An 11,342-nucleotide genomic window follows, 5' to 3' on the forward strand; every position below is an offset into this window, starting at 1 on the left:
CGGAGGCTCGGCCGCCGACAAGGGAAAAGGGACTGACATTCGTTACTTCTTGACAATACATGTCAGACTGTAACGCATGGTGGAGACACAGCACACCGTAGTCGGCTCGGCCGGCCCGGCCGACACCGCTGGCAGCGAGTCCGCGGCGAGTATGGTCTGGGATGCCTGGGGTATTCCTGCCGGACACAAACCACTGTCGGCGCGGATCCGGGGCCTTCTGACGCAGGTGTTCGGGGTGTCGGGCGACCCGGTGGCGCGGCGCGATGAGGGCGACGTGCCACTGCGCGAATCGGCGCTCACTCCTGCGCAGCGGGCGGGATTGGTCGAGGTGGTCGGCGCTGACAACCTGTCGGCCGAGCACCGCGACCGGTTGCTGCACGCGGGTGGCAAGAGCACGCTGGATCTGTTGCGCCGCCGCGTCGAGGGTCCGCAGGACGCGCCCGACGCGGTCGTCTTTCCCGCCGATCACGACCAGGTGCTCGCTGTGCTCGCCTACTGTGCCGAGAACGCCGTCGCCGTTGTTCCGTTCGGCGGCGGCACCAGCGTCGTCGGCGGCCTCGATCCCGTGCGCGGCCGCTTCGACGCCGTGATCGCGCTGGATCTGCGCAGGCTCGACACCATCACCCGGATCGATCCGGTCAGCGGCACCGCGACACTCGGCGCGGGACTCACCGGTCCGCGCACGGAGGAATTACTCGCCGCGCACGGCTTTTCGCTCGGCCACTTCCCGCAGAGCTTCGAATTCGCCAGTATCGGCGGTTTCGCTGCGACGCGGTCCTCCGGCCAGGCGTCGGCGGGTTACGGACGCTTCGACGACATGGTGCAGCGGCTGAGGATCGCCACGCCCAGCGGCACCCTCGAACTCGGCCGCGCCCCCGCCTCGGCCGCGGGACCGGATCTGCGCGAGCTGTTCGTCGGCTCCGAGGGGACGTTCGGCGTGATCACCGAGGTCACGCTTCGGGTGCATCCTGTGCCGGAAGCCGTTGCCTACCAAGCATGGTCGTTTCCCGACTTCGAAACCGGCGCCGCGGCCCTGCGCTCGGTCGTGCAGGCCGGCGCGGCACCCACTGTCCTTCGGCTGTCCGACGAGGTGGAGACCGGAATCAACCTAGCCCGCTCCGGCGACATCGGCGGCAACCCGATAGCGGGCTGTCTGGCCATCACCACCGTCGAAGGCAGCGCGGCGCACGTCGCGGCACGCAGCGCCGAGGCGAACGCCTTGTTCACCGCGGCGGGCGGCACCGCGCTCGGGCAGACGCCCGCCGAGGAGTGGGAGCATGGACGTTTCGCCGCGCCGTACCTGCGCGACGCGCTGCTGGACGTGGGCGTGCTGTGCGAAACACTCGAGACCGCGACCACCTGGTCGAATGTGATGGCGCTGAAGGCGAAAGTGACCGGCGCGCTGACCGACGCGCTCGGTGGGCAGGATACGCCGCCGCTGGTCATGTGCCACATCTCGCACACCTACCCGACCGGCGCGTCGCTGTACTTCACCGTCATCGCCAAGCAGCTCGACGACCCGATCGCCCAGTGGCAAGTCGCCAAGCGGGCTGTCGGTGACGCCATCGTGGCGGCGGGCGGCACCATCACCCACCACCACGCGGTCGGCACCGACCACCGACCGTGGCTACCCGACGAGGTCGGCGACCTGGGTGTGCGCGTCTTGCGCGCGGTGAAGGCCGAACTCGACCCCGCGGGCATCTTGAATCCCGGGAAGTTGTTCCCGTGACGGGGAGTTCACTCGTGCGGGCAGTCACCATAGTGACCAATCCGCAGTCCGGGCTCGGCAAGGGCAGCGAAATGGCGAGCGCCGCGATCGCCCGGTTCCGTGCGCGCGGCGCCGAGGTCACCGAGGTGTGTGCCCCGACGCCCGCCGAATCGGTTCGGCAAGTGCGAGATTCGATCGCGGGTCCGGGGCAGAAGCCCGAAGCGGTGGTCTGTATCGGTGGGGACGGTCTGATCAACATGATCCTCGCGGCGGTCGCCGAGACCGGCGTCCCGCTCGGTATGGTTCCCGCGGGCACCGGCAACGATCTGGCCAGGGAACTCGGTGTGCCGACGGACGACCCGATCGCCGCGGCCGATCTCGTGCTCGATGGACGGACCAGGACTATCGACCTCGGCCGCATCGAGTTTCCCGCGCCCGGCGCGACGCCGATGTGGTTCGCGACGGTGACCGGGACCGGCTTCGACGCGCGGGTCACCCTGCGCGCCAACCACATGTACTGGCCGAGGGGGCGGCTGCGCTACACGGTCGCGGCGCTGGCCGAGGTCTCCGGCCGCTTCACCGTGCCCTACCGCGTCGAGCTGACCGGTGCGGTCACCGAGGGGCTGACCAATCCGGGTGTGGGCTCCCTGCTGGAGACCGAGGCGGTCATGGTCGCGGTCGGCAACACCCGCACCTACGGCGGTGGCATGCTGATCTGCCCGGATGCGGTGCTGGATGACGGACTGCTCGACCTGACCGTGGTCGGCGCGCTGTCCAGGGTGGAAATGCTGCGCCTGCTTCCCGCTCTGTCCGCGGGCAAGCGCCGGAATCATCCGCAGGTCAAGCAGTTCCGGGCCGCGGCGGTCACGCTCACCGCGCCGGGCGCGCCCGCGACCGCGGACGGCGAGCCCGCCGGCACGTTGCCCATCACCATCCGGGCGGTGCCCGGGGCGCTGACCGTGTTGGTGCCTTGATCACGGGCCTGCACGTCCGCGATCGTGTCACGGATCGCACCGGCCTTGTCGCCGTAGGCCGGTGCGGCCAGAGTCCGGTGACGCCGAGACCGCGCGACCGCCGCGCACCACCACCGATCTTGGCTCGAGGTGGACGGCCGGAACGGTCCAGCAATCGGTTTGTTCCGTCGCCACTTCGAGACCGCAGAACGTGCACACCAGATTCGGGCCGTGCGTGCCTGCTGGTCGGCAGCACCCGGACCGCCGGAGATAGTCGGTATGCGGTTCGACACCGCGGATGTCGCTCGGGTTCACGATGATGGTGCCGCGGGTCGCGGCAGCACGGATATCCGACGGCCCGAAAGGTTCGGGATCGACGGCGAACGTGCCGGGCCGCATGAGCGGACAGTAGCCGTATGTCGAGGAAGGATCCCGGACAGCCCGGCAGGGAACTGAAACCTGGCGGAGATTCGGAGTCAGACGGCAACCGCAGCGGGCACAGGCGAATACGGTCATCGCTGCCACCCGGAATTTCGTGACGCAGGCACTTCGGCCTGCGAGCGGCTCACCGGCCCGGGCGGAAACCGCCCTTTCCACGATTGATCATGGTCCGATTCTAAGCACGGTCAAGCGACGAATTTCACGCGGCGCATCCGGTTGACGGTCGCGCGGTCGACGATGACGACCGAGCGTGACCCGTCTGCCGGCCGGCGTCGCTCGATCGTGATCGTCCGCATCAGCTGCCGCCAGCGTCGGACATGCAGTGTGAAGGCCACTCTGTTGACCCGCCGCCCGCGGGCGTACTGACCGGCCCGCGCCACGGTCGGGGGCACGTCGAGCATGATCAGGTGTAGGTCCCGGCCATAGAGCGCCGTCCAGTGTGCGATCAGCACGCGAGTCCAGCGGAAGGTGGCGCAGTCGTGGATCACGACCGGGCCTGTGGTGTCACGCAATGCGGCATGTATCGCTAGGAAGTGCACGGTGTGGACCACCGGGCGCCACAGCGGATAAGGCAACCACCACAGCCTGCGCCGCAAGCTGATGCGCGCCTGGTGCGAGTCGAGCACGATCGCACCGTCCGGGCCGTGCCGCGGCGTCTCGATGTTCGAGGTGGCGCCGAAGAACCTGCGCAGTGTGGTGCTTTTGCCCGCGCCCGGGACGCCGGCGACGACCAGCGCCGCCGAGTTCGGGTACCGCAGCTCCTCGATCAGGCCGCCGCGCAGATCGTGGACGGAGTCCGGAGCAAGGGTGGATACCAGCGGTTCAGGGGCGTCTATCGGCGGGGCTTCGAGCGAGGGCTTCACCCCGTCCAGCGTCCCGAGTCGAGATTCCTCGGACAACAGGGAAAACCCTGAAATTTCACTGAGATTCAGCGGAGCGGGAGCGCCTGGAGTATCCACTTTTCCAGCGTCCCCAGTTTTGCGCTATCCGGCAATATCGGGCCTTTCGGACATAGTGTGGCTCACGCGCGTTTTCGGTCTGCCGAGCGTGCGCGAAGATGCATACGTTCACCCTGGCTGCCGAATAGGCTCAGGATTTCCACGGTGCCCCGCCCGGCGCTGCCGAACCAATGTGGTTGACGGGTATCGAATTCCGCGGCCTCGCCGGGGCCGAGGATCAGGTCATGCGCGCCGAGGACCATCCGAAGCCGTCCGGCTAGGACGTAGAGCCACTCGAAGCCCTCGTGCACCTTCGGGTCGGGCTCGGTGCGGTCGGCTGGGATGATCATCTTGAACGCCTGCAGTGGCCCTGGTTGTCTGGTGAGCGGAACGACGGTGAGCCCGTTCATCTTGCGCGCCGTGGTGTGCACCCTCGGGTCGGCGATCTTCGGCGCGGCAACCAGTTCGTCCAGCGGCACCTGGTGTGCCATGGCGATCGGTAGCAGCAACTCCAGGCTGGCCTTGCGCTGGCCGGATTCCAGTCGGGACAGCGTGCTCTTGGAGATTCCGGTGGTCTCCGCAAGCGCCGTGAGCGTGACATCGCGGCGGGTGCGCAGCGCTTTGAGTCGTGGGCCGATGTCGGCGAGTGCCTGGGCGACGGTGGGTTGGATGGACATGCCTCCAGTGCACCTCGAATTCCCGGAATCGGCAACATTTGTTGCCGCTTCGGCGGGGCGGCGGGAGGCTGTCGGCGGAGGTGATCGCCGATGAGCGAGAGATATGACGTGGTAATCGTGGGTGGCGGCGCGGCGGGACTGTCCGCGGCGCTGGTGCTTGCCAGGGCGCGACGACGGGTCGCGGTGGTCCGTGGCGGCGCGCCGCGCAACGCGCCCGCCGAGCACATGCACGGGTTCCTGTCCCGCGACGGGATGCCGCCCGCGGACCTCCTGTCCGCGGGTGCGGCCGAGGTGGCGGGCTACGGCGCCGAGCTGATCGACGACGTCGTCACCGGTGCGGGGCCAGCGCACGACGGATACACAATCCGGCTGGGCGGTGGCGGGGCGCTGCGGGCCCGCCACGTGCTCGTCGCGACGGGACTGCGCGATGAACTGCCGGACCTGCCTGGTGTGCGCGAACGATGGGGCGTCGACGTGCTGCACTGCCCGTACTGTCACGGCTACGAGGTCCGTGACCAGCCGATCGGAGTACTCGGCGGGAGGGAGCCCGGCGCGCTCGCCCGCGCGGTACACCTGGCGCTGCTGCTCCCGCAGTGGTCGCACGACGTGGTCTTCTTCCCGCACACGATGACCCTGTCCGACACCGACCGCGCCCACCTGGACGCGCGCGGGGTGCGCGTGCTCGAGGGCGAGGTCGCGCGGTTCGCCGTCGACGGCGGGCTGCGCGGCGTGGAACTGGCCGACGGGCGTGCGGTGCCGCGGACGGTGATGTTCGTGGCGCCGACCTTCCACGCCAACGACGACGTGCTGGTCGCCATGGGCTGCGCACTCGACGACACAGGGTGGGTGGTCACCGATCCGTCCGGGCGCACCAGCGTCCCCGGCGTGTGGGCCGCGGGCAATGTGAGCAACCCGGCGGCTCAGGTGATTTCCGCGGCGGGCGCCGGTTCGACCGCCGCGATCGCGATCAACGGTGACCTGGTGTTGGCGGACACCGCCGCGCTCTCGGCAGTTCGATGAGGGAACCTCGGGGGATAGAAGTACCGGAAACTGAGAATTGGTTATGGATTACGGGGCCGCCTCCGGAACGCCGGTAGGGTGTCACTCATAGGCGGAGTATTCGGTGTCCCTCATCCACCGAAGGCTCCGCCTTTCTTTGTCTCCAGCTCGGGAAGTCGCACGTCGATCGGCAAAAGGAACCCTCGCCGACCGATCGCCGACGCTCACCGATGAAGCGCTTCGACAAATGCGGAAGGCGTCGGCGCCCGCTTCGAACGACGCCGCGACCGGGTTCCCCTGGCGCACGCACAGCCCGAACGGACGACGCCCGAGCAGAGCGGGATCGACCGACCTGAAGTGCGCGGATCGACGCGCTTTAGAATCGCGGGGTGACCAGCGCAGCCCCTGACAATACGCGTAATCGTGCCGATGCCCTGCCCAAGAGCTGGACCCCCAGCGAGGTGGAGGCCGAGCTGTACGAGCGCTGGGTAGCCGCCGGCTATTTCACCGCCGACACCTCCAGCGGCAAACCCGCGTACTCGATCGTGCTGCCACCGCCCAACGTCACCGGCACGCTGCATATGGGTCACGCGCTCGACCACACCCTGATGGACACCCTCTCGCGCCGCAAGCGCATGCAGGGCTACGAGGTGCTCTGGCTGCCCGGCATGGACCACGCGGGCATCGCCACCCAGTCCGTGGTGGAGAAGCAACTCGCGGTGGACGGCAAGACGAAGGAAGACTTCGGCCGCGAACTGTTCATCGACAAGGTGTGGGACTGGAAGCGCGAGTCCGGCGGCGCCATCCAGTGGCAGATGCGCGCGCTCGGTGACGGCGTCGACTGGAGTCGCGACCGCTTCACCATGGATGCGGGCCTTTCGCGCGCCGTGCAGACCATATTCAAGCGGCTCTACGACGCGGGCCTGATCTACCGCGCGGAGCGGCTGGTGAACTGGTCGCCGGAACTGCGCACCGCGATCTCCGATATCGAGGTCAGGTACGAGGACGTCGAAGGCGAGCTGGTCTCGCTGCGCTACGGCTCGCTCGACGACGACGAGCCGCACGTGATCGTGGCCACCACCCGGGTGGAGACCATGCTCGGCGACACCGCGGTGGCCGTGCATCCGGAGGATCCACGTTATCGGGCGTTGATCGGCACCACCTTGGAACACCCGATCACCGGGCGGCGGATCCCGATCGTCGCCGACGACTATGTCGATCCCGAATTCGGCTCGGGCGCGGTGAAGATCACACCGGCGCACGACCCCAACGACTTCGAAATCGGCCTGCGCCACGGTCTGCCGATGCCGACCATCATGGACGAGCGCGGCCGGATCACCGGCACCGGAACCGAGTTCGACGGTATGGACCGGTTCGAGGCGCGCGACAAGGTACGCGAGCGGCTCGCGGAAGAAGGCAGGGTCGTCGCCGAGAAGCGTCCGTACGTGCACAGCGTCGGGCATTCCGAACGCAGTGGCGAGCCGATCGAGCCCCGCCTGTCCATGCAGTGGTGGGTGAAGGTGGAGACGCTGGCCAAGGCCGCCGGCGACGCGGTGCGTGGCGGCGACACCGTGATCCACCCGAAAAGTCAGGAGCCGCGCTGGTTCGCGTGGGTCGACGACATGCATGATTGGTGCATCTCGCGCCAGCTGTGGTGGGGTCACCGTATCCCGATCTGGTACGGGCCCGAGGGTGAAGTGGTGTGCGTCGGCCCCGACGAGCGGGCACCCGAGGGCTGGGTTCAGGACCCGGACGTGCTCGACACCTGGTTCTCCTCCGGTTTGTGGCCGTTCTCCACGATGGGTTGGCCGGACGCCACCGGCGAACTCGAGAAGTTCTATCCCACCAGCGTTCTCGTCACCGGCTACGACATCCTGTTCTTCTGGGTGGCGCGGATGATGATGTTCGGCACCTACGTCGCCGACGACGCCGTGCTGACGGCGGGCAAGGCCGGCGCACGCCAAGTGCCGTTCAAGGACGTGTTTTTACACGGTCTGATCCGCGACCAGTTCGGCAAGAAGATGTCCAAGTCGCGCGGCAACGGCATCGACCCGCTGGACTGGATCAACGCCTACGGCGCCGACGCCCTGCGCTTCACTCTCGCGCGGGGCGCGCAGCCGGGCGGCGACCTGTCGGTCGGCGAGCCGCACGCGCTCGCCGCACGCAGCTTCGTGACCAAGCTGTTCAACGCCACCAAGTTCGCGCTGATGAACGGTGCGCGGGTCGGCGACCTACCGGACCGCGCGCAGCTCACCGACGCCGATCGCTGGATCCTCGATCGGCTCGAAGAGGTTCGCGCCGAAGTGGATTCGGCGTTCGATGGCTACGAGTTCGGCAAGGCGTGCGAGGCGCTGTACCACTTCGCGTGGGACGAACTGTGCGACTGGTACCTGGAGTTGGCCAAGGTGCAGTTCGCCGCCGACGGCGCGTGCGCCGAGGCGACCCAGCTGGTGCTCGGCGCCGTTCTCGACGCGGTTCTTCGCCTACTGCACCCGGTCATCCCGTTCGTCACCGAGGCGCTCTGGCAGGCGTTGACCGGCGGCGAGTCCGTGGTGGTCGCGCCGTGGCCGAAGACCTCCGGCGTTCCCGCTGATCAGACTGCTGCCCAACGTATTTCGGACACACAACGGTTGATCACCGAGATCAGGCGGTTCCGCAGCGATCAGGGCCTCGGCGACAAGCAGAAAGTGTCGGCCAAGCTGATCGGTGTGGACGGCGCGGACCTGAGCGCCCTGGAGGCGTCGGTGGCGAACCTGGCCAGGCTCACCGAGCCGGGTCCGGATTTCGCCGCCACCGCGTCGCTGGAGGTGCGGCTCAGCGGGGCTACGGTGACTGTGGAGCTGGACACCTCTGGCGCGGTCGACCTGGACGCCGAACGACGCCGCCTGGAGAAGGACCTCGCCGCCGCGCAGAAGGAACTCCAGGGCACCGCCGCCAAACTCGGCAATGAGGCGTTTTTGGCGAAGGCGCCCGAGCAGGTCGTCGACAAGATCAAGAGCAGGCAGCAGGTCGCCGCCGACGAAGTGGCGCGCATCGGTGCCCGCCTCACCGAGCTGAGCGGCAAATGAACAGCGAGCCGGAGCCCCAGTACGGCGACGACGAGCGCCGTGGCGATGGCGCGCGGCTGAACTCGGGCCCCTCGCCGGTGGAACTGGCCGAGATGGCGCTGGTCGAGGCGGAACTCGACCAGCGCTGGCCGGAGACCAAGATCGAGCCGTCGCTGACCAGGATCGCCACGCTGATGGACCTGCTCGGCTCGCCGCAGCAGAGCTATCCGGCGATCCACGTCGCGGGCACCAACGGCAAGACTTCGGTGACCAGGATGATCGACGCGCTGCTCACCGCGCTCCACCGGCGAACCGGCCGGATCACCAGCCCGCACCTGCAGCTGGCCACGGAGCGGATCAGCATCGACAACTCGCCGATCTCGCCGGCCGAATACGTGCAGACCTACCGCGAACTGCTGCCCTATGTCGAGATGATCGACAAGCAGTCGGCCGCCGCGGATGGGCCGGCCATGAGCAAGTTCGAGGTGCTGACCGGCATGGCATTCGCGGCCTTCGCCGAGGCGCCGGTCGATGTCGCGGTCGTGGAGACCGGCATGGGGGGCACCTGGGACGCCACCAACGTCGTCGACGGGCAGGTGGCGGTGATCACCCCGATCGGCCTGGACCACACGGACTACCTCGGCCCCGACCTGGCGTCCATCGCAGGGGAGAAGGCCGGGATCATCAAGCGCGCGCCGGAAGGCTTGATCCCGCGCGACAACGTCGCGGTGATCGCGGAGCAGGAGCCGGAGGCGATGGAGGTTCTGCTGCGGCGCGCCGTCGAGGTGGACGCCGCGGTGGCGCGCGAGGGCGCGGAGTTCCGCGTGCTCGCCAGGCAGGTCGCTGTGGGCGGGCAGCAGCTCGAGTTACAGGGTCTCGGCGGCGTGTACGGCGAGATCTTCCTTCCGCTGCACGGCGAGCACCAGGCACACAACGCGGTGCTCGCACTCGCCGCGGTAGAAGCGTTCTTCGGCGCCGGTGCCGAGCGGCAGCTCGACGTCGACGCGATTCGCGTGGGTTTCGCGAGCGTGACCAGCCCAGGAAGGCTGGAGCGAATCCGCAACGCGCCGTCCATCTTCATCGACGCCGCGCACAACCCGGCGGGTGCGCGTGCGCTTGCCGCGACGCTCACCGCCGAGTTCGACTTCCGCAAGCTGGTGGGGGTGGTCTCGGTGCTCGGCGACAAGGACGCCGACGGCATCCTCACGGCGTTGGAACCGGTATTCGACGAGATCGTCGTCACCAGCAACGGCTCGCCTCGCGCGATGGATGTGGAGACGCTGGCCGATCTCGCGGTGCAGCGGTTCGGCGACGAACGGGTGGTCCCCGCGGCGACCCTGCCCGATGCGCTGGAGACCGCGATCGCGCTGGCCGAGGAGAGCGGCGAGCAGGACGAAATGGTGTCCGGTGCGGGTGTCGTCGTGACCGGCTCGGTGGTGACGGCAGGCGTGACGCGGGCGCTGTTCGGAAAGGACCCGGCATGAGTGAGCGCAGCGAGCGATCGATGCGCGCCGCCGAGCATCGCTCGGTCATGATGGAGCCGAGCGTCAGCAAGGCGCAGGCATGAGTGAGCCCGCCGACCAGAGTGAGCGGCCGGTGCCGCCGCCCGCGACCGATCCGTGGAGGGGCTTGCGCGGGGTGATGGCGGGCACGCTGGTGCTCGAGGCGATCGTGGTGCTTCTCGCGCTGCCGGTGGTCGCCGACGTCGGCGGCGGGGTGACCTGGCTGTCGGGCACCTACCTTGTGGCGCTCGCGGCGGTGATGTTCCTGGGCGCCGGGATGCAGCGACGCTCCTGGGCGTTGGCGTTCAACCTGGGCCTGCAGGTCTTCGTCCTGCTCGGGATGTTCATCCACGTATCGATCGGCGTCATCGGTGTGGTGTTCGCCGTGGTGTGGGGCTTCATCCTGGTGCTGCGTGCCGACGTGCGGAGTCGAATGGAGAAGGGGCTGCTGCCGAGCCAGCGCATCCCTCGCTCGTAGTCCCGCTCACCAGGCCCGGTTCCCTGTCGATTCGGTGATCCGCCACGCTGCGGGCCTGGTGTGGTTGTCTCACGGTCGGTGGATTAGCTGACCGCTGGTTCGGTACCCGGGCGGGCGCCCGTTAGGCTGTGCGCCGTGACTGAGCAGACGTTGGTACTCATCAAGCCGGATGGTGTGGCCCGTGGCCTTGTCGGCGAGGTGCTGGCACGGATCGAGCGCAAGGGGCTGAAGATCGTCGCCCTCGAGCTGAAGCACGTGTCCGAGGAGCTGGCCAAGGGCCACTACGCCGAGCATGCCGAGAAGCCGTTCTTCGGTTCCTTGATCGAGTTCATCACCTCGGGACCGGTCGTCGCGGCCATCCTGGAGGGCCCGCGCGCCATCGCCGCGTTCCGGCAGATCGCCGGCGGCACCGACCCGGTCGAGAAGGCGGTGCCCGGCAGTATTCGCGGAGACTTCGCTGTGGAAACCCAGGAGAACCTGGTGCACGGGTCTGATTCGCCGGACTCGGCCAAGCGTGAGATCACTCTCTGGTTTCCCGAGCTTCCAGCCTGATCACCGTTCTTGATCGCGGGTCGTTGCGGCCGGGAGCAGCGCGAACG

The 11,342-nt window shown here is 68.4% G+C and carries 9 protein-coding genes; 7 read left to right on the plus strand and 2 right to left on the minus strand.

The features are described 5' to 3' along the window. Positions 1-151: 151 nt before the first annotated feature. Both AB0H00_RS16005 and AB0H00_RS16010 read left to right on the plus strand, forming a co-directional pair. Positions 152-1,729 carry an FAD-binding oxidoreductase gene (locus AB0H00_RS16005; RefSeq protein WP_357266610.1) on the plus strand — a complete coding sequence of 526 codons (1,578 nt, stop codon included), beginning with the start codon at positions 152-154 and terminating at the stop codon, positions 1,727-1,729. Positions 1,730-1,743: 14 nt separating this feature from the next. Further along, a complete protein-coding gene (locus AB0H00_RS16010) occupies positions 1,744-2,682 on the plus strand; it encodes a YegS/Rv2252/BmrU family lipid kinase (RefSeq protein ID WP_357266336.1) in 939 nt (312 codons plus the stop codon). 605 nt (positions 2,683-3,287) lie between these two features. Here the strand turns inward: AB0H00_RS16010 and AB0H00_RS16015 are convergent. Together AB0H00_RS16015 and AB0H00_RS16020 are read right to left on the minus strand one after the other, a co-directional pair. Next, positions 3,288-4,001: a hypothetical protein gene (locus AB0H00_RS16015; protein WP_357266338.1), complete on the minus strand. Its 714-nt coding sequence runs from the start codon at positions 3,999-4,001 to the stop codon at positions 3,288-3,290. A gap of 122 nt (positions 4,002-4,123) precedes the next feature. Further along, a complete protein-coding gene (locus AB0H00_RS16020) occupies positions 4,124-4,717 on the minus strand; it encodes an XRE family transcriptional regulator (protein ID WP_357266340.1) in 594 nt (197 codons plus the stop codon). Positions 4,718-4,807: 90 nt separating this feature from the next. On the opposite strand from AB0H00_RS16020, the gene AB0H00_RS16025 reads away from it, so the two are divergent. The 5 genes from AB0H00_RS16025 to ndk all read left to right on the plus strand — a co-directional run bounded on the left by AB0H00_RS16025 (position 4,808) and on the right by ndk (position 11,295). Then, positions 4,808-5,737: an NAD(P)/FAD-dependent oxidoreductase gene (locus AB0H00_RS16025; protein WP_357266341.1), complete on the plus strand. Its 930-nt coding sequence runs from the start codon at positions 4,808-4,810 to the stop codon at positions 5,735-5,737. Positions 5,738-6,105: 368 nt separating this feature from the next. Beyond that, positions 6,106-8,784 (plus strand): valine--tRNA ligase, encoded by a 2,679-nt coding sequence (locus AB0H00_RS16030; protein WP_357266343.1) that lies wholly within the window; start codon positions 6,106-6,108, stop codon positions 8,782-8,784. Positions 8,785-8,876: 92 nt separating this feature from the next. Continuing rightward, a complete protein-coding gene (locus tag AB0H00_RS16035) occupies positions 8,877-10,247 on the plus strand; it encodes a folylpolyglutamate synthase/dihydrofolate synthase family protein (RefSeq protein ID WP_357266613.1) in 1,371 nt (456 codons plus the stop codon). Between the two features lie 79 nt (positions 10,248-10,326). Beyond that, positions 10,327-10,743, plus strand: a complete 417-nt coding sequence (locus AB0H00_RS16040) for a DUF4233 domain-containing protein (protein ID WP_357266345.1) — start codon at positions 10,327-10,329, stop codon at positions 10,741-10,743. A 135-nt stretch (positions 10,744-10,878) separates the two neighbouring features. Beyond that, complete coding sequence (ndk, locus tag AB0H00_RS16045) at positions 10,879-11,295, plus strand: nucleoside-diphosphate kinase (RefSeq protein WP_357266347.1); 417 nt, start codon at positions 10,879-10,881, stop codon at positions 11,293-11,295. Positions 11,296-11,342 lie beyond the last annotated feature (47 nt).

The organism is Nocardia sp. NPDC023852 (assembly GCF_040639505.1).
Taxonomy (GTDB): Bacteria; Actinomycetota; Actinomycetes; order Mycobacteriales; family Mycobacteriaceae; genus Nocardia.